The sequence below is a fragment of the Clostridium sp. genome (assembly GCF_036781005.1).
Classification (GTDB): domain Bacteria; phylum Bacillota; class Clostridia; order Clostridiales; family Clostridiaceae; genus Clostridium_B.
Genome location: NZ_DAIQBT010000011.1, coordinates 1 through 23,977, shown reverse-complemented (window position 1 = coordinate 23,977; position 23,977 = coordinate 1). Strand labels below are relative to the sequence as shown.

At 32.7% G+C, this 23,977-nt stretch carries 23 protein-coding genes, 7 tRNA genes and 1 pseudogene; 7 read left to right on the top strand and 24 right to left on the bottom strand.

Annotated elements, in window-relative coordinates; genetic code table 11:
- Window positions 1-34: 34 nt before the first annotated feature.
- The 3 genes from V7Q02_RS06330 (at window position 35) to V7Q02_RS06320 (ending at window position 2,436) form a co-directional block, all read left to right on the top strand.
- Window positions 35-466, top strand: coding sequence for a DMT family transporter (locus tag V7Q02_RS06330; RefSeq protein ID WP_333860163.1), 432 nt, complete (start codon window positions 35-37; stop codon window positions 464-466).
- Between the two features lie 101 nt (window positions 467-567).
- A complete protein-coding gene (locus tag V7Q02_RS06325) occupies window positions 568-1,767 on the top strand; it encodes a S8 family serine peptidase (RefSeq protein WP_333860162.1) in 1,200 nt (399 codons plus the stop codon).
- Between the two features lie 159 nt (window positions 1,768-1,926).
- Entirely contained in the window at window positions 1,927-2,436 is a 510-nt protein-coding gene (locus tag V7Q02_RS06320; protein WP_333860161.1) for a ferritin, read from the top strand.
- A gap of 76 nt (window positions 2,437-2,512) precedes the next feature.
- On the opposite strand, the gene V7Q02_RS06315 is transcribed toward V7Q02_RS06320, so the two are convergent.
- The 13 genes and pseudogenes from V7Q02_RS06315 to V7Q02_RS06255 all read right to left on the bottom strand — a co-directional run bounded on the left by V7Q02_RS06315 (window position 2,513) and on the right by V7Q02_RS06255 (window position 13,489).
- Window positions 2,513-3,358 carry an acetyl-CoA carboxylase carboxyltransferase subunit alpha gene (locus V7Q02_RS06315; protein ID WP_333860160.1) on the bottom strand — a complete coding sequence of 282 codons (846 nt, stop codon included), beginning with the start codon at window positions 3,356-3,358 and terminating at the stop codon, window positions 2,513-2,515.
- A 61-nt stretch (window positions 3,359-3,419) separates the two neighbouring features.
- Entirely contained in the window at window positions 3,420-4,292 is an 873-nt protein-coding gene (gene accD / locus V7Q02_RS06310; protein ID WP_333860159.1) for an acetyl-CoA carboxylase, carboxyltransferase subunit beta, read from the bottom strand.
- Window positions 4,293-4,412: 120 nt separating this feature from the next.
- Window positions 4,413-5,756, bottom strand: a complete 1,344-nt coding sequence (locus tag V7Q02_RS06305) for an acetyl-CoA carboxylase biotin carboxylase subunit (protein WP_333860158.1) — start codon at window positions 5,754-5,756, stop codon at window positions 4,413-4,415.
- 24 nt (window positions 5,757-5,780) lie between these two features.
- The gene (fabZ, locus tag V7Q02_RS06300) at window positions 5,781-6,233 is read right to left on the bottom strand and encodes a 3-hydroxyacyl-ACP dehydratase FabZ (RefSeq protein ID WP_333860157.1); all 453 of its coding nucleotides are present in this window, start codon (window positions 6,231-6,233) and stop codon (window positions 5,781-5,783) included.
- Between the two features lie 15 nt (window positions 6,234-6,248).
- Complete coding sequence (gene accB, locus V7Q02_RS06295; RefSeq protein ID WP_333860156.1) at window positions 6,249-6,758, bottom strand: acetyl-CoA carboxylase biotin carboxyl carrier protein; 510 nt, start codon at window positions 6,756-6,758, stop codon at window positions 6,249-6,251.
- A gap of 1 nt (window position 6,759) precedes the next feature.
- Window positions 6,760-7,998, bottom strand: coding sequence for a beta-ketoacyl-ACP synthase II (fabF, locus tag V7Q02_RS06290; RefSeq protein ID WP_333860216.1), 1,239 nt, complete (start codon window positions 7,996-7,998; stop codon window positions 6,760-6,762).
- Between the two features lie 24 nt (window positions 7,999-8,022).
- Window positions 8,023-8,769, bottom strand: a complete 747-nt coding sequence (gene fabG, locus V7Q02_RS06285) for a 3-oxoacyl-[acyl-carrier-protein] reductase (protein WP_333860155.1) — start codon at window positions 8,767-8,769, stop codon at window positions 8,023-8,025.
- Window positions 8,770-8,779: 10 nt separating this feature from the next.
- The gene (fabD, locus tag V7Q02_RS06280; protein WP_333860154.1) at window positions 8,780-9,718 is read right to left on the bottom strand and encodes an ACP S-malonyltransferase; all 939 of its coding nucleotides are present in this window, start codon (window positions 9,716-9,718) and stop codon (window positions 8,780-8,782) included.
- A 15-nt stretch (window positions 9,719-9,733) separates the two neighbouring features.
- Entirely contained in the window at window positions 9,734-10,678 is a 945-nt protein-coding gene (fabK, locus tag V7Q02_RS06275; protein WP_333860153.1) for an enoyl-[acyl-carrier-protein] reductase FabK, read from the bottom strand.
- A 12-nt stretch (window positions 10,679-10,690) separates the two neighbouring features.
- A pseudogene (locus V7Q02_RS06270) lies at window positions 10,691-10,837 on the bottom strand (acyl carrier protein); the annotation flags it as partial.
- A 106-nt stretch (window positions 10,838-10,943) separates the two neighbouring features.
- Window positions 10,944-11,915: a beta-ketoacyl-ACP synthase III gene (locus V7Q02_RS06265; RefSeq protein WP_333860152.1), complete on the bottom strand. Its 972-nt coding sequence runs from the start codon at window positions 11,913-11,915 to the stop codon at window positions 10,944-10,946.
- Window positions 11,908-12,384 (bottom strand): MarR family winged helix-turn-helix transcriptional regulator, encoded by a 477-nt coding sequence (locus V7Q02_RS06260; protein WP_333860151.1) that lies wholly within the window; start codon window positions 12,382-12,384, stop codon window positions 11,908-11,910. The genes V7Q02_RS06265 and V7Q02_RS06260 overlap by 8 nt, the downstream gene beginning before the upstream one ends.
- Window positions 12,385-12,424: 40 nt before the next feature.
- Entirely contained in the window at window positions 12,425-13,489 is a 1,065-nt protein-coding gene (locus tag V7Q02_RS06255) for an NAD(P)H-dependent flavin oxidoreductase (RefSeq protein ID WP_333860150.1), read from the bottom strand.
- Between the two features lie 214 nt (window positions 13,490-13,703).
- Here V7Q02_RS06255 and V7Q02_RS06250 point away from each other — a divergent pair, with 214 nt between their 5' ends.
- Window positions 13,704-14,693 (top strand): DnaD domain protein, encoded by a 990-nt coding sequence (locus V7Q02_RS06250; RefSeq protein WP_333860149.1) that lies wholly within the window; start codon window positions 13,704-13,706, stop codon window positions 14,691-14,693.
- Window positions 14,686-15,672, top strand: coding sequence for an ATP-binding protein (locus tag V7Q02_RS06245; RefSeq protein WP_333860148.1), 987 nt, complete (start codon window positions 14,686-14,688; stop codon window positions 15,670-15,672). The genes V7Q02_RS06250 and V7Q02_RS06245 overlap by 8 nt, the downstream gene beginning before the upstream one ends.
- A gap of 41 nt (window positions 15,673-15,713) precedes the next feature.
- Here V7Q02_RS06245 and V7Q02_RS06240 read toward each other — a convergent pair.
- The 8 genes from V7Q02_RS06240 to V7Q02_RS06205 form a co-directional block, all read right to left on the bottom strand.
- A tRNA-Thr gene (locus V7Q02_RS06240) sits at window positions 15,714-15,789 on the bottom strand.
- 7 nt (window positions 15,790-15,796) lie between these two features.
- Window positions 15,797-15,873 (bottom strand) — tRNA-Asp (locus V7Q02_RS06235).
- A gap of 6 nt (window positions 15,874-15,879) precedes the next feature.
- A tRNA-Val gene (locus V7Q02_RS06230) sits at window positions 15,880-15,955 on the bottom strand.
- An 8-nt stretch (window positions 15,956-15,963) separates the two neighbouring features.
- Window positions 15,964-16,038 (bottom strand) — tRNA-Glu (locus tag V7Q02_RS06225).
- A 109-nt stretch (window positions 16,039-16,147) separates the two neighbouring features.
- Window positions 16,148-16,224: transfer RNA gene (locus V7Q02_RS06220), tRNA-Asp, on the bottom strand.
- A gap of 6 nt (window positions 16,225-16,230) precedes the next feature.
- Window positions 16,231-16,306, bottom strand: a tRNA-Val gene (locus V7Q02_RS06215).
- Window positions 16,307-16,314: 8 nt separating this feature from the next.
- Window positions 16,315-16,389, bottom strand: a tRNA-Glu gene (locus V7Q02_RS06210).
- A gap of 205 nt (window positions 16,390-16,594) precedes the next feature.
- Complete coding sequence (locus V7Q02_RS06205) at window positions 16,595-16,966, bottom strand: CoA-binding protein (protein WP_333860147.1); 372 nt, start codon at window positions 16,964-16,966, stop codon at window positions 16,595-16,597.
- Window positions 16,967-17,111: 145 nt separating this feature from the next.
- Here V7Q02_RS06205 and V7Q02_RS06200 point away from each other — a divergent pair, with 145 nt between their 5' ends.
- Window positions 17,112-18,341 carry an NAD(P)/FAD-dependent oxidoreductase gene (locus tag V7Q02_RS06200; protein ID WP_333860146.1) on the top strand — a complete coding sequence of 410 codons (1,230 nt, stop codon included), beginning with the start codon at window positions 17,112-17,114 and terminating at the stop codon, window positions 18,339-18,341.
- A 4-nt stretch (window positions 18,342-18,345) separates the two neighbouring features.
- On the opposite strand, the gene V7Q02_RS06195 is transcribed toward V7Q02_RS06200, so the two are convergent.
- From V7Q02_RS06195 to V7Q02_RS06185, 3 genes are all read right to left on the bottom strand, one after another.
- The gene (locus V7Q02_RS06195) at window positions 18,346-19,101 is read right to left on the bottom strand and encodes an acyl-[acyl-carrier-protein] thioesterase (protein WP_333860145.1); all 756 of its coding nucleotides are present in this window, start codon (window positions 19,099-19,101) and stop codon (window positions 18,346-18,348) included.
- A 128-nt stretch (window positions 19,102-19,229) separates the two neighbouring features.
- Window positions 19,230-20,516 (bottom strand): adenylosuccinate synthase, encoded by a 1,287-nt coding sequence (locus V7Q02_RS06190; protein ID WP_333860144.1) that lies wholly within the window; start codon window positions 20,514-20,516, stop codon window positions 19,230-19,232.
- 74 nt (window positions 20,517-20,590) lie between these two features.
- Window positions 20,591-21,994, bottom strand: a complete 1,404-nt coding sequence (locus V7Q02_RS06185) for an NAD(P)/FAD-dependent oxidoreductase (protein ID WP_333860143.1) — start codon at window positions 21,992-21,994, stop codon at window positions 20,591-20,593.
- A gap of 392 nt (window positions 21,995-22,386) precedes the next feature.
- Here V7Q02_RS06185 and V7Q02_RS06180 point away from each other — a divergent pair, with 392 nt between their 5' ends.
- The gene (locus tag V7Q02_RS06180) at window positions 22,387-23,691 is read left to right on the top strand and encodes a M18 family aminopeptidase (protein WP_333860142.1); all 1,305 of its coding nucleotides are present in this window, start codon (window positions 22,387-22,389) and stop codon (window positions 23,689-23,691) included.
- Window positions 23,692-23,977 lie beyond the last annotated feature (286 nt).

Below are 23,977 nucleotides of genomic sequence, written 5' to 3'. Positions count from 1 at the left end.
ATGGTTACACTAATTTTCAGGAAGGTGATGTATTATGGTTGGTATATTATATGCAATAGTATCAGGAATAAGTATGAGCATACAGGGTGTGTTCAATACAAGACTTAGCGAAAAGATAGGATTATGGTTAACAAACGCAATAGTACAAGGCATTGGTTTTATAATAACTCTTATAATAGTTTTTACCATTAAAGACAAAAATTTGTCAAATTTAAGCTGCTGCAAAAAACTATACTTTCTAGGAGGAGCCTTGGGAGTCATTATAATCTTCACTGTAATGCAGGGAATTAAACTTTTAGGGGTAACCCACTGTATTGCTATAATTCTAACAGCACAACTTATAGCTGCAGCTGTAATTGACCTTTTTGGTTTATTCGACTCCCCTAAAATCAGTTTTACCTTAAATAAAATAATAGGAATTGCAGTAATGATAACAGGAATTATTATATTGAAATGGAAAGGGTAGATACATATTTTTATAAATATATATTAATTATTATACTTAATATCACATATACTATTAAGTAATATTATAATATTATGGTAATTAATTTTAAGGGGAAAAATATGTTTTCTATAAAAAATAAATTAGAAAGCAATCTAAAGATATCCTTGGATAAAGGATTGTATAAAAATTACAGGGTAATAATAAAATGCACTTCCTTGCCGGAATCTATAGAAAAAAAGATTAAAACATATGCCGGTAATATAATACACTCAATTTCAATGATAAACTGTATATGTGCCACCTTGACTCCTCATTCTATAAATAGAATAATTGAATTTCCTCAGGTGAGCTTTATAGCAAATGATTATTTTGCCCTACTTTGCGGTGAAAAAGGCGTTCTTCCTTCAAATGGAATAATATTTCAAGGAAGATATAATCTCACTGGGAAAGATATATGTATAGGTTTGGTAGATTCTGGAACCTATCCACACCCGGATCTTTTAAGTCCAAAAAATAAAGTAAAAAAATTTATAGATTTAATAGGAAATTATAAATATCCTTATGACGACAATGGTCATGGCACTTTTATAAGCGGAATTATATGTGGAAATGGTATGCAATCTAAAGGTATGTATAGAGGTATCGCAGAAGGCAGCAGCATTTATTCCATAAAAGCTTTTAACTCTCTTGGAAAAGGTTATATATCTGATATTTTATTCTCACTTCAATTATTAATACAAGAAAGCACCAATGAAAATATAAAAGTAATCTGCCTGCCTTTTGAATTAGAACTGGTTGATTACTTTGTACTATCTCTATTTGAAAAACTTTTTGAAGAAGCCGTTAAACTAAACATAGCCATTGTAGTTCCCACAGGACATAGAGGAAACTTTGAAGGCAGCATGCAAGGTATAGCCATTTTGAAAAATTGTATAACTGTGGCCGGTATAGACACAACCTATAAAACCCCAAAACCTTATAAATACTCATCCTGTGGACCTATTAATAAAATAAAAAAACCAGATCTGGCTGCAGCTTGTGTAAACATATGCTCTATAAATACAAATACAAGTTATATTTCTGAAAGAAATGGCATGAAATTATATCCTAAAATACTAGAAAAACCCTACACCTGCTACAGTGGAACTTCCTGTGCTACCGGTTATATAAGTGGAATATGCTCTCTCATGTATGAAAATAATCCATCACTTACCTTTAAGGATTTAACTTCTCTTTTAAAAGTATGCTGTAACTCCTTGGATATGCCAAAATACTATCAAGGTTCCGGTATGTTGAACCTGGAAAAATTATTACCATAAGCTAAACTAAAATTTAACAGACTATTTAAACTTTAGTGAAAATATGTTATTATGAATATATACTTTTATTTAATAATTATAATTTACAAGGAGGTGTAAACTGTTATTTTAAAACAATTATAAAAAACAACTTTTATAAGTTTTGATAACGGTACTATTATGATAAGCGAAAGATTAGTAAATTTTATAAACGATCAAATAAATTTTGAGTACTACTCTGCTAATATCTATTTAGCCATGCAGGCATATTTTGCATCACAGGGTCTAAATGGATTTACAAATTTCTTTAAAGTACAAATAGAGGAAGAGAACTTTCATGCTACAAAACTCTTTAATTACCTGAATCAAGTAGGCGGAAGAATTATTATTAAAGGCTTCCCGGATCCTGAAAATAATTATGAATCACCTCTTAAAGCTTTTGAAGCTGCTTTAGCTCATGAACAAAAAGTTACACAGAGATTTAACAACTTAATGGAAATAGCCAGAGAAGATAAAGATTATGCTTCATTAGGTTTTCTCCAATGGTTTATAGATGAACAAGTTGAGGAAGAAGATACTTTTAATAATGCCATCCAGACGTTAAAAAGGATAAGTGATAATCCTGCAGCACTTTACTTATATGATCAAGAACTAGCAAACAGAACTTTTACTCCTCCTGCTACCCTGTAACCCATAAAAATTCACATAAATAAAAATAACTACACTGATATTCAATTATTCTCTGTAGTTATTTTCATTATCTTTACTATTCTATAAATTTACCCATATCCCTAAACTTATTATATCTATTCTTGAGTAAATCATCTATAGAATACTTACTAAGCATATATAAATCTTCTAAAAGTTCTTCTTTCATGGCTTTAGCCATAGTATCTACATCTTTTTGTGCTCCTCCTGAAGGTTCTTTCAATACTTTATCTATTATTCCATAATCTCTTAAGTCTTGAGCTGTAAGCTTCATAACTTCTGCAGCCTCTTTAGCCCTGGATGCATCCTTCCAAAGTATACCTGCAAATCCCTCTGGAGATAAGATAGAATATATGGAATTTTCAAGCATCCATACTGAATCTCCAACAGCAAAGGCAAGTGCTCCTCCACTTCCCCCTTCTCCAATTACTATAGATACTATTGGAACTCTTAATTTGAACATATTCATCAAATTTTTAGCTATAGCCTCTCCCTGTCCTCTTTCTTCTGCCTCTACACCACAAAAAGCTCCTGGGGTATCTACGAAGCATATGATTGGCCTATGAAACTTATCTGCCTGTTTCATAAGCCTTAAACTTTTTCTATATCCTTCTGGTTCCGGCATGCCAAAATTCCTTTTTATATTTTCATTGGTATTTTTCCCCTTTTGCTGTCCTATTACAGTTACTGGTTTTCCCTCTAATAGTGCAATTCCACCCACTATAGAAGGATCATCTCCAAAATATCTGTCTCCATGAAACTCCATAAAAGAGTCAAATATCTTGTATATATAATCTAAAGAAGTAGGCCTATCAAGCATTCTCGCCAAAGTTACCCTATTCCACACATTTTTACTTTCAAACTTTTTATTGATAGCTTTCTGCACCTTTCCTAACCTTTCCATACAAGAACTTCCTTTCTCCCCACAAATCTATAATAAAATATAAATAACTCTTTAATATTAGTTACTTTCTCCTATGAACAACTAATATCCTCCTTAAAGTTTCTTTTAAATTTTCCCTGGAAACTATATTATCAATAAATCCATGTTGTAGTAGAAATTCTGATTTTTGAAATCCTTCAGGAAGTTTTTGCCTTATAGTTTGTTCTATTACCCTTTTTCCTGCAAATCCTATAAGTGCACCAGGTTCTGATAAGATTATATCTCCAAGCATAGCAAAGCTGGCTGTTACTCCCCCTGTTGTAGGATCTGTAAGTACTGATAGATACAAAATGCCCTCTTCATTCAATCTACTGATTGCACCACTTACTTTTGCCATTTGCATTAATGAAAAAATTCCTTCCTGCATCCGTGCTCCTCCAGAGGTTGTAAAAATAATAAGCGGTAACCTTAATTCTATAGCTTTTTCTACTGCTCTTGTAATTTTCTCCCCTACCACAGAACCCATACTTCCCATCATAAAGTTGCTATCCATAATACATACTACTGCAGCTTCTCGCCCTATGGTACCTTTTCCTGTAACTACGGCTTCTTTTATATTGGTTTTCCTTTGCATACTTTTAATTTTCTCTTCATATCCTTTAAACTCTATGGGATTGGCAGCAGTCATATCTTTATCAAACTCATAAAAACTGTCCTTATCCAATATAAACTCTAGCCGTTCTAATGCGTTCATCCTAAAATGATACCCGCAATGATAACATACTTTATTATTTTTCTCCATATCATTTTTATACAATACCTTACCACAACCATCACATTTTACCCACATACCATTTGGTATACTGGGTTTCTTTGTAAGATCATCATTAATATCCCCTAAAGTTCGCTGGCTGACTGTAATGTACTTGGTCTTTTTAAAGAATTTATCTAACAAGCTCCCTATCACCTCTTTTATAAAATCACCAGTTAACTAAGTTGCCATTTAATTTATTATATAGTAAAACATTGCAAAAATAAACTCTACTTATTATCTATCACCATACTTAAAATTTTATCAGTATTTAAAACTTTTCTCTATAAATGATGTATCATAGGTTCCATTTATAAATTCATCACTGCTTATTAATTCAAACTGAAAATCTATATTTGTATCTACTCCCTCTATAACAAATTCTCCTAAAGCTCTTCTCATCCTGCATATAGCTTCTTCCCTATCCTTGCCATATACAATAAGCTTTGCTATCATAGAATCATAATAAGGTGGTATATTGTATCCTGAGTATACCGCACTATCCACTCTGACATTAGGCCCTCCAGGAACATATAATTCAGTTATTTTTCCAGGAGAAGGCATAAAGCCCTTTTTCACATTTTCTGCATTTATTCTGCATTCTATGGAATGTCCGCTTATTTTTATATCCTCCTGTGAAAAACTCAACTTTTCCCCAAAGGCAATTTTTATCTGTTCTTTTATAAGATCTATTCCCGTTACCATTTCAGTTATGGGGTGTTCTACTTGTATACGGGTATTCATTTCCATAAAATAGTACCTTCCATCTTTATCTAAAAGAAATTCTACAGTTCCGGCATTATTGTAATCTACAGCCTTAGCAGCTTTTACAGCCATCTCTCCCATAGATACCCTGAGTTCATCTGTTATGACCTTTCCTGGAGCTTCTTCTAAAAGTTTTTGATTTCTCCTTTGCATGGAACAATCTCTTTCTCCTAAATAAACTATATTTCCAAAATTATCTCCAAGTATCTGAATTTCAATATGCTTTGGAGACTCTATAAATTTTTCTAAATATATAGTATCATCTCCAAAAGCTATTTTTGCCTCAGCTTTAGCATTTTCATAACTTCTTATAATCCCTTCTTCACTGCGTACAATTCTTATGCCTCTTCCGCCTCCCCCGGCAGAAGCTTTTATCATAACAGGATATCCTATATTTCTTGCCACTTCTAAAAGTTCCTCACTTGAATCTATAGCTTTTTCAGAACCTGGTATTATGGAAACTCCCGCCTTGCTCATTATATTTCTGGCATTAGACTTATTGCCCATATTATAGATACACTCTGCTCCAGGCCCTATAAAAGTAATATTACACTCCTCACATATCTTGGCAAATTTACTGTTTTCCGATAAAAAGCCGAATCCAGGGTGAATAGCCTCAGCACCTGATAATATGGTAGCACTTATTATGTTTTGTACGTTCAAATAACTTTCCCCTGGTGCAGGAGGGCCAATACAAATAGCCTCATCTGCCATTTGTGTATGAAGGGCATCTCTATCCGCTTCTGAATATACCGCCACAGTCTCTATACCCATCTCTCTACAGGCTCTAATTATTCTAACTGCTATTTCTCCCCTATTGGCAATCAAAATTTTACTAAACACTTCTAAAACTCAACTCCTGACAATCTAATTTTTGTCTCCTATCATAAACATCAATTCTCCTTCAGCAGCCTTTTTTTCTCCTACATAAGCAATTCCTTTTCCTATTCCCGCAGAACCTTTAATTTTTATTATTTCTACTTCTAATTTCAAGGTATCCCCAGGTATCACATTTTTTCTGAATTTTGCTTTATTTATGGCTCCAAAAAAAGCTATTTTGCCCTTAAATTCTTCCTGGCTTAAAATAGCCACAGCTCCTGCTTGAGCTAATGCTTCTATTATAAGCACCCCTGGCATTACAGGCATTTCAGGGAAATGACCCTGAAAAAAATATTCATTTGAAGTGACATTTTTATAAGCTACAACTTTTTTCCCAGGTTCTATATAACGTACCTTATCTATTAACAAAAAAGGATATCTATGGGGAATGATATTTTTAATATCCTGCACTCCAAAATCCACTTTAAACTGTTCTTCCATATATATTCTCCCTTTCTAATTACTAGCTTTTATCTTAAAAATAAGCTGTCCATACTCTACCATTTGTTCATTTTTAGCCAGTATTTCCACTACTTCTCCTTCTATTTCACTTTGGATCTCATTCATAAGTTTCATAGCTTCTATTATACAAAGCACATCTCCTTTTTTAACTTTAGAGCCTACATTTACAAAAGGAGGTTTATCAGGACTGGGAGAACTATAGAAAGTACCTACTATAGGTGCTGTTATTTCTTTTATGGAATCATCCCTTTCAGTGGCTATTTCACTTTTTGTAACTTCTGATTCATTCATTTTTTCTTCCCTTTTTATTGTCTTATCTTCATAATTTGGTGAAATAACATTTACTTTTTCTTTATTCTCTCCCATAATGTTTATATTTTTTATATTGCCTTCTTCTCCTTGTTTCTTCATTACTATAGATATTCCCTGCCAATTTATTTCTAAATATCCCAATTGTGAATTATCCATAGTTCTTATAATATCTTCAATTGCTTTAACATCCATATTATTCACTCCACTTTTTTAATAAGATTACTGCATTATGGCCTCCAAATCCAAAGGAATTAGACATGGCATATTTAACCTCTCCACTTCTTCCCTTATTTGGAACATAATCAAGATCGCACTCCTCATCTGGAACCTTATAACCTATGGTAGGCGGAATATAATTGTCTTGAACACATTTGACACACACTATAGCTTCCACAGCCCCAGCAGCTCCTAAAAGATGCCCTGTCATAGATTTAGTTGAACTTATAGGTATATCTTTTGCCTTATCTCCAAATACTAATTTTATAGCTTTTGTTTCAGCCTTATCATTAGTTGGAGTACCTGTACCATGAGCATTTATATAAGAAACTTCCTCCTTATCAATTCCCGCTTCTTCTATAGCAATCTTCATAGCTCTTGCAGGTCCTTCTCCTTCTGGATCCACTGCGGTTATATGATAAGCATCACAAGTTGAGCCATACCCTACTATCTCCGCATGTATGTTAGCATTTCTTTTCTTTGCATGTTCTAGGGATTCAAGTATAACAATGCCTGCCCCTTCTCCCATAACAAATCCGCCTCTCTCCTTATCAAAAGGAATAGATGCTCTTTTTGGATCATCACTTCTGCTAAGTGCTGTAAGAGATATGAATCCTGCTATGGAAAGAGGTGTTATAGAGGCCTCTGTACCTCCTGCAATCATTACATCTGCTCTTCCATCTTCAATCATCTTATAAGCTTCACCAATTGCATTTGTACCTGTAGCACAGGCTGTAACAACCGTAGTACATACCCCCTTAGCCCCAAACTTTATAGCAATATTTCCAGCTGCCATATTTCCTATAATCATAGGTATAAATATGGGACGTACCCTGCCAGGTCCCTTTTCCATAAGTGTACTATGTTCTTTTTCTATGGTACCTATTCCGCCAATTCCGGAACCTACCAAAACTCCAAACCTATATTTATCTAAGGTATCAAGATCAAGTTCTGAATCCTTTAACGCTTCTTCTGCGGATACCATGGCAAATTGTGAAAATTTATCTAACCTTCTAACTTCTCTTTTATCGAGAAATTTTTCAGGAGAAAAATCTTTTACTTCTGCTGCTAACTTGGATTTAAAATTTTCTGTATCAAAGGACTTAATAAAATCTATTCCACAAACGCCACTTTTTACATTATTCCAAAAAGTATCTACATTATTTCCCAAGGGAGTAACCGCCCCAAGTCCTGTAATTACAACTCTCTTTTTCATATATTTCACCTAACCTTTAAAAATTTACATTACCATTCCACCATCTATATTTATTATCTGTCCTGTTAAATAATCTGCACCAGGAGAGGCGAGAAAAGCTATTACATTTGCCACATCCTCAGCTGTTCCAAATCTTTTTAGCGGTATACTGTTTAATGTATCTTCCTTTAACTTTTCTGACAGAGCATCTGTCATGTCTGTCTTTATAAATCCTGGGGCTACAGCATTTACATTTATCCCTCTTGATGCCAGCTCTCTGGCTGTAGATTTTGTAACTCCTATTATTCCGGCCTTTGCTGCAGAATAATTTACCTGCCCTGCATTACCTGTTACACCTACTACTGAAGATAAATTTATTATTTTTCCGCTTCGCTGCTTTACCATTATTGGACTTACATGTCTTATACAATTAAATGTCCCTTTTAAATTCACAGCTATAACCTTGTCAAAATCTTCTTCCTTCATTCTAAGTATTAATCCATCTTTGGTTATGCCTGCATTATTTACCAGCACATCTATCCTTCCAAAAGCACTAATTGCTTCTTTTACAATATTTTTTGCATCTTCAAATAAACTTACATCTCCCTGGATGGCAACAGCTTTACTTCCTCTTTTTTCAACCTCATTTATTAATTCATCTATAAGATTTGAACTGCTTCTATAATTTACTACTATATAGAATCCCTGTTCTGCCAATTTAAGTGAAATGGCCTTTCCAATTCCCCTAGCTCCTCCTGTAATTAAAGCTACCTTTCTATTTAAATTATCCATTGTATTTCTCCTATCTATTTCTTAATTTTTCCACAGTACTATTTAGACTTTTCATGTCCTGAACATTTAAAGCACGTACCTTCCTGTTTACTTTCTTTACAAATGCACTCAGTATCCTTCCAGGACCTATCTCTATAAAAGTATCTACTCCAAATTCTATCATAGTATTTATGCTTTTCTCAAAAAGCACTGTACTCATAACCTGTTTCTTAAGGTAAGGTCTTATATCATCAACTTTTTCAATTATCTCTCCAGTCACATTTGTCACAATCGGCACAGCAAACTGATTTATAGATATATTCTTCAATTCTTCTTCCAGTTTTTCTGAAGCAGGTTTTAGCATGGATGTATGAAAAGGGCCGCTGACAACAAGTTCCACTACCTTACGTGCACCCTTATCTTTAGCTGCACTACAAGCAGCTTTCACTGCTTCTACTTCTCCACCAATTACAACCTGTCCTGGACAGTTAATATTTGAAAGTTCTACTGTTCCCAAGTAACTGCATTCATTACATATTTTTTCCACATCTAAATAATTTAATCCCATAATTGCTGCCATAATTCCCTTGCCCTCTGGAACAGCTTCTTGCATATATTTTCCTCTCTTTTTTACTAAAACTACAGCTTCCTGAAAACTTATAACGCCACTATATACAAGTGATGAGTATTCTCCAAGACTCAGTCCTGCAGTAATATCAGCCTTAATATTAAAACTTTCTAAAGCCCTCAATGCTGCTATACTAGTTGTTAAAATCGCCGGCTGTGTATTTTCAGTTCTATTTAAATCCTTTTCCGGTCCTTGAAAACACACATTACTTATAGAAAATTGCAATGCATTATCTGCCTGCTTAAATACCTCTTTACAAACATCTATATTTTCAAAGAGATCTTTTCCCATCCCTAAATACTGTGCTCCCTGACCCGAAAATAAAAATGCTATTTTACTCATAGTTCCCTCCAAATACTATTTTTTAAACATATTGTTTATCTTTTGAACCCTAAACTCACATTCCTTAAATATTTCTTCTATTATTTCACTACAACTTTGTTCTTTATTTACAAGTCCTGCTATCTGTCCTGCCATAACAGAACCATTTTCTACATCTCCATCCACTACAGCCTTTGCAAGAGCTCCCTTTCCCAACTCTTCATATTGTTCAAGAGATGCCCCTTCTTTTTCCAACAGTTGAAATTTTCTAGTAAGTTTATTTCTCAAAACACGTACAGGATGACCTGTAGCTCTTCCTGTAACTTGAGTATCTATATCTCTGGATTTTAATACCTTATCTTTATAGCTTTTTGGAACCGTACACTCTCTTGCAACTAAAAATCTGGTTCCAAGTTGTATACCTGCTGCTCCAAGCATAAAAGCTGCTGCTGCCCCTCTCCCATCACCTATGCCACCTGCTGCAATTACAGGAATACCTACAGCATCCACCACCTGTGGAACCAATGCCATGGTTGTAAGTTCTCCTATATGTCCTCCCGATTCACATCCCTCTGCAATAACGGCATCTACCCCTGCTCTTTCCATTCTCCTTGCTAACGCCACAGATGCAACCACTGGTATAACCTTTATATTATACTCCTTCCACATATCTATGTATTTTCCTGGATTTCCTGCCCCTGTAGTAACAACCTTTATATTTTCCTCACATGCCATTTTAGCCACAGCTTCTGCTGTTTCAGAGAGTAACATTATATTTACGCCAAAGGGTTTATCTGTAAGCTTTTTAGCCTTTTGTATTTCACTTCTTACCCACTCAAGGGGTGCATTTCCTGTAATTATCCCAATCCCACCTGCATTAGATACTGCAGCTGCCAAAGAGCTATCTGCAATTCGGGCCATTCCTCCCTGAATAATTGGATATTCTACCTCCAGCATATTGGAAAACACAGTATTAATCATAAACTAATCCTCCTATTTTATATTAATTTTTTCTTCTACAACCTTTACTGTATTTTGAACAGTTTTTATTGATTCCGCATTTTCTATTTGAACATTAAATTCCTCTTCTATATCAATTACTATTTGAAATAATTCCAAAGAATCTATTTCAAGTTCCTCAAAAGAAGTATTTTATTTTATACCCTTTTCATCTAACCCAAGCTGTCCTGCTATAATCTTCTTTATTCTACCAAAAATCATTTTTATCCTCTTAGAATACTGATCATTATACTACATTAATCAATAATCCTCCGTATGTTAATCCTCCTCCAAAACCTATAATAAGAACCTTATCTCCCTTTTCCACCAAATTCTTTTTATAAACTTCATCCAGAGCTATTCCTACACTGGCTGCAGATGTATTTCCATATATATCTAAATTAATATAAAATTTATTCATATCCACTTTCAGTATTTTAGCAGCACATTCTATTATTCTATAATTAGCTTGATGGGGAATTATATATTTGATTTCTTCCAAAGTAAGCCTCTGTTCTTTAAGCAACATTTTCACAGACTTCACTAAAATCTTTACTGCAAATTTAAATATAGCTTTACCATCCATTTTTACTACACTTTGCTGGAAGTCCGAAGTGGTACAGGGATTATTCACAGGAACTGCAGGACAGGTTAGGGCATCCCCTTGAAAGCCATCAGAGCCTGTATATGCAGAAAGTATACTATCTTCCTGTCCAACTTGTAAAATAGCAGCAGCCGCCCCATCTCCAAATAAAATACAGGTACTTCTATCCTGCCAATCCAGTATTTTAGAAAGAGTCTCTGCCCCTATTACAAGTACTACCTTAAATCTTCCTGAACGTATAAATTGAGTTCCAACATCTAACCCATATATGAGTCCAGAACAGGCCGCAGATATATCAAAACAAGTAGCATTAACAGCTTTAATGTTTTTTTGTACTATGCATGCCGTAGAAGGTATAAAATTATCTGGTGTAATGGTGGAAACCACTATAAGGTCAATATCTTCTGCTTTTATATTTGCACTTTCCATAGCATTTATGGCTGCCTTTGTAGCCATTTCTGAAGTATTTTCCCCTTGTGATATTCTCCTTTGTCTTATCCCCGTTCTCTCTATTATCCATTCATTATTGGTATCCACTATTAAAGACAGATCATTATTATCCAAAATTTTAGGCGGAACATAACTTCCCACACCTGCAATTTTTACTTTATTCATTGTTATTCTCCTTTAGTCTGATTTTAAGATTATACTTTGATTTAAAGAAATTATTAAGCTTTTCCAAGGATTTAATTAAAATCTTTTCATCTTCTTCTGTAAATCCCCTCATGGCTTCCCTAACCATATCAGAATGAAATTTGTGATGCACTCTAAACGCAAGTTTACCCTTTTTAGTTAACTGTACATATACAATTCTCCTATCTTCTTCACTACGCCTTCTTAGGGCATATTCTTTCTTTACCAATTGATTTACAGCTTTAGTAAGAGTGCCTAACGTTATATTCAACTGACAGGCAACTTCAGTCATTTTTCTGGGCTTATACATACCTATAGCCTCTATAGTATGTACTTCTGTAATAGATAGATCATTAAATGCTGCATTTTGAAGGGCATTTTGTTCTATTTGTAAAATATCATTGAAAATGTCTACCAATAGTTCATTTATAACATTTATGCCTTCGTTCACTAAATCACCACTTTAAACAGATAATATATTTTAATATGTATCAGCACTCTTCTGCTTCTTCCACAAGCTCCTTTATAAGTTCTTTGACCTTTACAATCTTATTTACCCTATATCCATTACTCCCTATAAATACAAGTCCATCTTCCACATTTCCTTTAACTGAGTCAATTAAAGCTTTAGATATACAGTACGGTGTTTTAGCAGGATTGCATTTTTTTAAACAGTTATAACACCTATCAGGAACAATTGTATCAGTGACTTCAGTTCGCTTTATGAATTTATTTCTTATAGCCCTTCCTGGAAGTCCTACAGGACTTTTTATTACACTTATATCTTCTTTTTTTACATTTATATAGGCATTTTTAAAATTTATATGTGCATCACATTCTTCAGTAGCTACAAAACGTGTTCCCATTTGAACACCACTTGCCCCTAGTTTTAAAAATTTTGCAATATCATATCCTGTATATATGCCTCCAGCAGCAATAATTGGAATACTATTTCCATTTTCAAAACTTCTTACCACCTTAATAACTTCCAAAACTATATCTTCCAGTGATTCTTTACCTTCTTGAAGTTGCTTCAAGTGAAATCCAAGATGTCCACCTGCCTCAGGTCCTTCTACTACCACTGCATCTGGCATTCTTGAGTATTTTTTAAGCCAATTTCTTATTATAATAGATGCAGCCTTTCCAGAAGAAACTATAGGTGCTATTTTTATAGGACTTCCATGAACCAATTTAGGTAGATTAAGGGGCAATCCAGCTCCCGATATTATTATATCCGCTTTTTCTTCCACGCAAGTTTTTACCATTTCATCATACTGCTCTATAGCAACCATTATATTTACACCAATTATACCCTTTGGGCTCAATTTCCTAGCTTTTCTTATGTGTTTTCTTAGAGCCCTAATATTGGCACCTCTAGAATTAGTTTCAAAATCCAATTCATTATAACCTATCTGAACAGTAGAGATTACACCTATTCCACCTTCATTTGCTACTGCCTGTGCTAAATTATATCCAGAAATGCCCACACCCATACCACCTTGAATAATAGGTATATCAGCCTTTAAATCTCCTATAATCAATGAAGGTAATTTCATTTAACTCTCTCCTTTTTTAATTTTTAATTATCAAATATTTTGATAATCAAAGTATATATTAAAAACTTTTAACTGTCCAGTATGTTAAAATTTTCCGTAAGTTTATCATTTCTATAATCCTTTTAGTCCATTATACTTTTTGCATTTAGTCTGATATAATAATTTAGTAATACATCTTTTGAATCCTTATTTAATAAAGGCAGGTAAATGGAATATGAGTACATATATGTTTAACACTAAAGAAAGCAGCTATACTCCTGTAAGCAATATATTTATAGATAAATACATGACTAAGGCCCGTGGAGAATTTGTAAAAGTATATCTTCTTGGATTAAAATACTGCAAATCAGGAGAGATCGGAGTCAATTCCCAAATAATAGCAAATACTTTGCATCTTTTGGAAACAGATGTATTAAATGCATGGAATTATTGGAATAAAGAAAATGTAATAAAAATGATTCCTATAGATAATATGGGAAACTACAATATAGAATTTTTAGATTTACATGATGATATAGAAACAGAAAAAGAGGGTAATATAAATTTACTAGAGGAGTTAAATAATCATTCTGTAAAAGACATGCTAGAGGATATAGAAAAATCTATGGGAAGACCATTATCTTCAAAAGAAATGATGATGTACATAAGTTGGTTAAATGATTTGAATTTTTCCCCGGAAATAATACTATTACTAGTACAATATTGCACTCTAAAAGGAAAAACTAATGTAAGATATATAGAAAAAACTGCCTTATCCTGGTTCGATGCTAAAATAAAAAATATAGATGATGCTCAAGCCTTTATAAAAAAACATGAGGATAAATGGGTAAATATAAGAAAAATTCTAAATTATCTTGGTATAAAAGATGGAGAAATAATGAAACCTCAAGAAGAATTACTTTCTAAATGGATAGAAAGCTATAACTTTTCCATAGAAATTATATATAAAGCCTGTGATATATGCTTTCAAAGAATAAATAAAGCAGATTTTAAATATATTGATGGTATACTTACAAGCTGGTATAAAGATAATATAAAAACTACTAAAGATATACGAAAAAAAGATATGAAAAAAAATACATCTACTAATTATAAAAACTCAAAGAATAAATCCAATCAAGGATCCTTTAATAATTTTAAACAGAGAAGCTATGATTTTGAGGATTTAGAAAAAAAACTATTAGGATGGGATAGAAATGATTAAAAATTATCATTCAAATATAACAAAAATTTATGAAGATATACGACAGAAAAATGAACAAACCTTGAACTTAAGGAAAGAAGAAATTAGAAAAATTGTTCCTGAAGTATTGGATATTGACAATGAAATAGGTACATTGTGTATAAGATTATCAATAAATATATTAAACAATGCAAAATATAAAGATAAATACTTAAAAGAACTTAAAGAAAAAATTAAAAATCTGAGAAAAAAAAAGTCCCAACTTATGGTAGCCAATAATTATCCTATAAATTATTTAGATACGATTTACAAATGTGATAAATGCAAAGATACTGGTTTTATAGGTACTAAAAAATGCCTATGTTATAAAAAAAAATTGATTAAATTATACTATAACAATTCTGACCTTATGAATACACTGACTAAAAACAATTTCGATAATTTCAACTTTACCCTATATTCTCCTTTAAAAAATGAAGGAGAACCAACTAGTCCCAGAAAAAATATAGAAAAAATAGCTTCTACATCATGGAAATATATAGAAAATTTTTCTTCTTCCAAGGAAAACCTACTATTTTACGGTAACCCAGGAACAGGAAAAACCTTTTTATCAAATTGCATAGCAAAAGAACTTCTAGATAGAGGATTTCTAGTAGTATACAGAACTTCTGAGGCTTTAATTCAAGATTTAAAGAACATAAGATTTAAGGAAAATTCTAAATTAGAAGATCTCATAATAAATTGTGATCTATTAATAATAGATGATTTAGGTTCAGAGCAAATAACGGATTTTTCCAAAACGGAACTCTTCAATCTTATAAATAGAAAATTATTGAAACAAAATAAAATGCTTATATCTACCAATTGTGATTTGGAAGAACTTTTAAAATGTTATTCAGAAAGAATTTCTTCTAGATTATTAGGTGAATTTACCTTATTTAAATTTTTTGGAGAAGATATAAGAATACGTAAAAATATAAAAAGTAAAAACTTTAAATAACAAAAAATGATAAACTCCATGATATTATATCATGGAGTTTATGGTGCTGGCAGTAGGCTTCGAACCCACGACCTACTGATTACAAGTCAGTTGCTCTACCAGCTGAGCTATGCCAGCAAAATAATGGCGACTCAGAAGGGGATCGAACCCTCGACCTCCGGCGTGACAGGCCGGCACTCTAACCATCTGAGCTACTGAGCCTTATGTTGGTGGGCACAACAGGGTTCGAACCTGTGACCCCCTGCTTGTAAGGCAGGTGCTCTCCCAGCTGAGCTATGCGCCCACATAAAATGGTGACCCCTAGGAGAATTGAACTCCTGTTACCACCGTGAAAGGGTGGTGTCTTAACCGCTTGACCAAGGGGCCTTAAAATAAATTCAATGTTTTAACTTAAACTTAAGTAACTCTCTCCCTTTAGAGTAGACTTCCTAATTTAAGCTAAAAGCCTATTACAACAAATAGATGTTACAAGGCATGGCGACTCAGAAGGGGATCGAACCCTCGACCTCCGGCGTGACAGGCCGGCACTCTAACCATCTGAGCTACTGAGCCTTATGTTGGTGGGCACAACAGGGTTCGAACCTGTGACCCCCTGCTTGTAAGGCAGGTGCTCTCCCAGCTGAGCTATGCGCCCACATAAAATGGTGACCCCTAGGAGAATTGAACTCCTGTTACCACCGTGAAAGGGTGGTGTCTTAACCGCTTGACCAAGGGGCCTTTACTCATACATCAAGCCTACCCGACGGCCTGACATAGTCTATAATACAAAATATTTTGCAAAGTGTCAACACTTTTTTTTATATTATTAAATATCTTTTTTTATATTTCTACTAAAATCCTTATATCTCAACACTTTACGGTAATTAATAATTATATAAATTTTTATTCATTCTAGATTAAAAGTAAGATTTCAACCTATGCTCTACCCCCTAGAAATTTCCATAAGTGCACACCCTTCTACAGAATTTATTCCATTATTATTACAAAAATTCAATATTTCATCACTTTCCGCACCGGGTTGTATCAATATTTTATCTATTCCCATCCTGTTGGCTTTCTTAACTATATCTATGCCAAGTATAGGATTTATGCAAAGATCTAACACATCTATAGCAAAGGGTACATCCTCCAAAGACTTATAAGCATCGCCTCCAGTACTTCTTGGGTTTACCCCAGCTACATTAAACCCATTATCTTTTAAGGCATTCAATATTCTAAAAGCATATTTTTTATTGTTAGTCACACCGCCTATCACTACCCAATTTTTATAATTTAAAAATTCAGAAGCTATCATAAATAATCCCTCCTTTTTCTTCTAATTATAGTATACACAAATTTAAAGTAATTATATAATTTTTATCCACAAACTATATTAAAAAAAATATAAGTGAGTTAAAATATTATATAGTAAATTCAATTCAGCTTAGGAGGGTATATTTTTGTTTCATGAGATAATGGTAATTGGTGCCGGTGCCTCTGGTATAATGGCTTCAATTACTGTAAAAGATAGTGGGAAAGATGTTGGAATTTTAGAGTCAAAAAAAAGAATTGGTCAAAAATTATTATCAACTGGAAATGGAAGATGCAATATAACTAATAAATATATAAATTACTCAAGATATCACAGTAAAAATCCTGACTTTTTTAAAGATACCCTAGACAATTTCACTCTAAATGATACAATCACATTTTTTAATTCTTTGGGGTTACCTCTCACAACCTTAGAAAAAGGGAGAATGTATCCACTTTCTCTTCAAGCATCTTCTGTACTGGATATACTAAAGATGTCCCTTGAAGATAGGAATATCCCTATTTACTTGAATTCCAAAGTTAAATACATTGTATACACAAAGAAATATTTTAGAATATTTTGTGAAGATAAATTATATGAATCCAGAAAGATTATTTTATGCACTGGTGGTAAATCTGCTCCTGATACCGGTTCTGACGGCTCCGGTTTTAATATATGCAAAAAATTAGGCCATAATATAATTTCCCCTATTCCTGCACTGGTACAGCTAAAACTGGACTACACCCGTTTAAAAGCCCTGTCTGGAGTGAAATTTAATGGCAATGTAACTTTACTCATAGATAACAAAATAAAAGAACAAGATGAAGGTGAATTATTATTTACCGACTATGGCATATCAGGCCCCCCTATACTAAATATAAGTGGAACAGCATCTTATAATTTACTGAAAAAAAGGTTGGTTGAAGTAGAAATTGACATGCTTCCACAGTTTAGTGAGAAAGAGTTAATAGAGTTTCTGGAAAATCATTGGGGAACTTTAAGTTATAGAAGTCTCCATAATTCTTTAATAGGAATAATAAACAAAAAAATAATACCTATACTTTTAAATGAAGCTTCAGTAAAAAATATCCATAAATGCTGTGATGAATTAACGTGGATAGAAAAAAACAACATATACAGATTAATTAAATCTTGGAGATTCAAAGTATATGACACCAATTCCTTTAAAAATTCACAAGTTACATCAGGAGGCATTGATGTATGCGAAATAAACCCAAAAACCTTGGAATCTAAAAAAATAAAAAATTTGTATTTTGCCGGTGAAATATTAGATGTACATGGAGATTGTGGGGGCTTTAACCTTCAATGGGCCTGGAGTTCTGGATTTAAAGCTGGAAAAAGTGCTGCTGAAAAATAATTCATCAGCCTTTTATCTTACCTAAAACAGCCTCTATGGCAGATAACCTTTTACCTTCTTTATCTACAATTTCATGTATAGATATATAACCTTCATCTTGTTTGTTTAACTCAGTATGTATTGTTATAATTTCACCATATTTGGCTTCTTTTTCATAAGTTATATTCAAATTTTCTATGGAATAGTTAAGCACTATGTCTAGAGGAATGGTTTCTATTATCCAATCCACATATTTAACATTATTGACATGTCTGTTAGTATCTATGTCACTATACCTTACTTCAAAACTTTTCTCTATAGAAAATTTTTCTGGAAGCTTTATTTTCTTTATATCTATCAAATATTCACTTTTTCCATTTATACCATACATTTTATACATATCCTGTGTTATCCTAAGTATTTTGCGTCTGCTGACGTCTATTAAAATCCAGAGAGAATTCGCATAGGCTATCACATTACCCTCTTCATCCATAACGTGAAAAGTTCTGTAGGCATAAAACTTTTTAAAGGAACAAGCTTTAGTCCTTATAGTAATTTTTTCACCATAATAAGGACTTTTATCTATATTAATATTCCACTTATAAAGAACCCATGCGATTCCCTTTTCTTTTAGATATTTAAGACTTCCTCCTATAGCCTCAGAATGCTTCGTAGCCACATCAGCAAAATAATTTATGAGACTTGTAACAAGTAGCCTCCCTTTAAAATCTATTTCATGATATTGAACTTCATATTCTTTTTCAAAAGTTGATTTATCCAATATTCTTCCTCCTATAATTTACTATAAACTTATTTTATAACATAATTTTTATTTTTTCCATAGAATAAAATTTCACCTTTAAATAAACTTCTAAATCAATAGAATTTATTTAAAGGTGAAATTTCAAATTACATATTATTTAAATTTATGGTTTGATCTCTTCCTGGTCCCACAGAAACTATAGATATCTTAGTATCAGTAAACTCTTCTATTTTATTTAAATATATTTTGGCATTCTCTGGAAGTTCATCATATGTCTTAGCATTTTCAATATCTTTATCCCATCCGTCAAATTCTTCATACACAGGTTCACATTTAGCCAGATCCTGTAGACTGGCAGGTACATAATCTATTACCTTTCCATTGAATTTATATCCTGTACATACTCTTACCTTTTCCAGTCCCCCTAATGTGTCTATTTTGGTAATAGCAAAATTAGTAAGTCCTGAAACTCTGCTGCTGGTTTTAAGTATAACAAGATCAAGCCATCCGCATCTTCTAGCTCTTCCTGTAGTAACGCCGTATTCACGTCCACTTTTTCTAATCCAATCTCCTGTATCATCAAAAAGTTCTGTAGGGAAAGGTCCTTTTCCGACTCTTGTGGTATAGGCTTTTGCAACACCTATCGCACCTGTTATGAGTGTAGGTCCTATTCCTGCACCTATACACACCCCTCCTGCAATAGTACTTGAGGAAGTAACATAAGGATAAGTTCCATAATCTATATCCAATAAAGTTCCTTGAGCCCCTTCAAATAATACCTTCTTATTACTCTTAATGCTATTATATACCTCTACAGATATATCCTTAACATAAGGTAGCAATTTCTTTCTATACTCAATGTATTCATCATATATTGAATCAAAATCTAATGCGTTTCCTCCGTAAACCTTTGTTATTATGTCATTTTTAATCTTTAGATTTTCTTTTAAATTTTCCTTGAAAACCTCCTGATTTATAAGATCACAAACCCTTATACCACTTCTCTCCATCTTATCTGTGTAACAAGGACCAATTCCTTTTCCAGTGGTACCTATGTCCTTTTTGCCTCTGGATTTTTCTTTTATTCCATCCAATACCTTGTGATAAGGCATGATGAGCTGAGCCCTGTCACTTATCATCAAGTTATCAGGCTGAATATCCACCCCCGCTTTTTCCAAATAATCTATTTCCTGAAATAATGCTTCCGGATCAAGCACCACCCCATTGCCTATTACATTCACTTTATCCTTGTAAAGTATTCCAGAAGGTATAATATGAAGTTTATATTCCTTATCTTCTACCCTGACTGTATGACCTGCATTATTACCACCTTGGAATCTTACAACTACATCTACATCTTTTGCAAGATAATCGGTCATCTTACCCTTTCCTTCGTCGCCCCATTGGGAACCTAAAACAATAAATGCTGACATGAGAACTTCCTCCCCTTTTTTACATATCATGAAACTTATACTTAATACAATTCAACTTTAAAATAATATTTATACTATTTATGTGCTATATCCCTTGCAACTACCACCCCAGTTACAGAAGCCTGCATGAGACCTCTTGTAATGCCAGCTCCGTCTCCTATAGCATATAAATTTTTTATAGCCGTTTCAAACTTGTCATTAGTTTCAAATTTACTTGAATAAAATTTCACTTCCACACCATAAAGTAATGTATTTTTACTATAAAGCCCCGGTGCAATATTATTAAAAGCTTTTAATGCCTCCACTATAGAAGTCAAACACCTCTGAGGCAATACAAAACTTAGATCACCCGGTACTGCTGACTTAAGAGTTGGTATAGTAGTAGATTTTTTAATTCTTGAATAATCAGTTCTTCTGCCATTTAACAAATCTCCCAATCTTTGAACCATTATTCCATCTCCAGTTAGCATATTGCTAAGCTTTGCAATATACTTGCCATAAGTTATAGGCTGGTTAAAAGGTTCTGTAAAAGAAGTAGAAACAAGCATAGCAAAATTAGTATTTTCGGTTCTCAATTCTTTTTCCGAGTAACTGTGACCATTTACAACTGCTATAGTTCCATCATAATGTTCTTCAGATACAACTCCTCCTGGATTCATACAAAAAGTTCTAACTTTATTGTCAAAAGTATCAGAATAGTAAACAAGTTTAGCCTCATACAAATCTTTAGTTAAATGATCCATTATGGAATTAGGTACCTCTACTCTTACCCCTATATCTACAGCATTATTTTTAGTTTTTAAATTTAACTTTTTAGATTGAATTAAAAACCATTCCGCTCCACCCCTACCTGGTGCAACTATCACATATTTTGCAGAAATTCTTTTTTGTCCCTGTTTATTTTTAACCAGAACTCCTGCAGCTACATTATCTTCTACTAATATATCTTCTACCTCTGTAAGTTCACTAAATTCTATATTTGTATCATTTAAAATATAATGATACATTTTCTTTAATACTTCATAAGCTAATTCTGTGCCTAAATGTCTTACAGGACATTCTATAAGACGAATATTATATTTACTTGCTTCGTATTTTATTTTATCTATTTTTTCATTGTTTAATCCATATACAGTTTTATTAGCACCAAAATTCAAATATATATCATCACAATATTTTATTAATTCCATGCACTCATCTTCTGAAAAATACTCTAGTAACCTTCCTCCCACTTCCGGGCTTAAAGAAAGTTTCCCATCTGAAAAAGCTCCCGCTCCTGACCAGCCGGAAGTAATACCACAAGGATTACAATTTATACATTTTCCATTTACTCTTGCAGGACATTTTCTTTTTTCTATACTTCGTCCTTTATCAATTATAAGTACACTTAAGTTCTTATTTAGATTTATAATTTCAAGAGCAGCAAATATTCCAGCAGGTCCTGCTCCAATTATCACAACATCATATTTTTCCTTCAAGTAGCATCCCTCCTACAACATGGTATCAAAATTGAATGTTACAGTCAATAAATAATCCGAATATTTTTCACAAATTTTCTATCAAAATTCGTGAAATACTGGTAAAAAACTTATTTTCTCACTTCAAAAGTTCATATTTTTAAAAAAATAAGCACCAGCCAACTTGCCAGTACTTATTTTTAATAAGGGAGATCTATACTATTCAAATTTCTGATAAATTCTATGCTAATATAATTATTTTATATAACCATTGTGACAACATTATGTCATATATATTAAATAGTTATTTACTTTTTTAATATTCTATAAATAATATTTAAAATTATATATTGAATATTTTAAAATTGGATAATAAAATATATATTAAAATAAAAGTTATTTTAGGAGGAATTATGAAAAATTATGAAATCGAAGAAGCAGAAGAACTTATAAATTATATCTATGAAAGTCCTACAGCATTTCATGCTGTGAAAAATGCTGTAAATTTACTTAAAGAATCTGGATTTATTGAGATTAAAGAGGATAATTCATGGAATTTAAAAAAAGAGGGAAAATATTTTATAACCAAAAATGATTCTGCACTCATTGCTTTTACAGTAGGAAATGGAAAAATAGAAAAAGATGGCTTTAAAGTAATAGGTGCTCATACTGATTCTCCCTGCTTTAAAATAAAGCCTAATTCAGATATAAATGTAGAAAATAACTATATAAAAATAAATACAGAGGTATATGGTGGTCCCATATTAAATACATGGATGGATAGACCCCTTGCCATGGCAGGTAGAATTGTATTAAAAAGTGAAAATCCTTTTTATCCACATAGATTACTAATAAATATAGCTAAGCCCCTTATGATAATACCAAATCTAGCCATACACATGAATAGAGAAGTAAATTCAGGTATTAAGTTAAGCAAACAAAAACATATGCTTCCCCTTTTATCTCTTATAGACAGCAACTCTAAAAGCAAACATTATCTTACTCAAATTATAAGTGAAGAATTATCTATAGCTAAAGAAGATATTTTGGATTTTGACTTATTCTTGTATGAATTCGATAAAGGAACGATGGCAGGAGCCAATAAGGAATTTATATCTTCTAGCAGATTAGATGATCTAAGCATGGTATATTCTGGTATAAAGTCCATTTCAAATACCAAGATTAAAAACAGTACAAATGTTATGGTATGTTTTGACAACGAGGAAGTTGGCAGTACCACAAAACAAGGTGCAAATTCTCCTATGTTATTGTCTTTTTTAGAAAGAATATGCTTAAATCTAGGTAAAAATAAAGATGATTTCTATAGAGCCATATCAAAATCCTTCATGATATCCTGTGATCTTGGGCACGCACTGCATCCAAACTATATAGAAAAATCAGATCCTGTAAATAGACCTATTATAAATAAAGGGCCCATTATAAAAATAAGTGCCAGCCAAAGTTATACTACAGACGGTGTTTCAGGTGCGATATATAAAAGCATATGTGACAGGGCTGACATTCCAGTACAGATATTTGTGAATCATTCAGATGAAAGAGGAGGTTCAACTATAGGACCTATTTCCTCAAGCCACATCAATATGACCTGTGTAGATATGGGCATACCTATATTATCTATGCATTCTATAAGAGAATTGGCAGGTGTGAAAGACTATATATATGCAATGAATTCCTTTAAAACATTTTATAATTTTTAAACTATATATTTTACAATAACACATAGCTAATCTTGAAAAAACTCTTAAATAGCTCGTAAGGTCATTAAGAAAAATTTTTATAATCATCTGTTAGTGTAAATTATATAGTTCTTCACCCTTATACTGCTAAAATTGGATTTTATAACAACAAATATTGACAAAAGTAAAATGTCTTGCTATAATTTCTAAAGCTGGCTCTCCAGTATATCCATTGTCCGCACAAAGATTTTGGTGATTTTTAGCTGTAGGTTCTGGACGCTCTGTAACTATAGAGTTCAGTACTTTT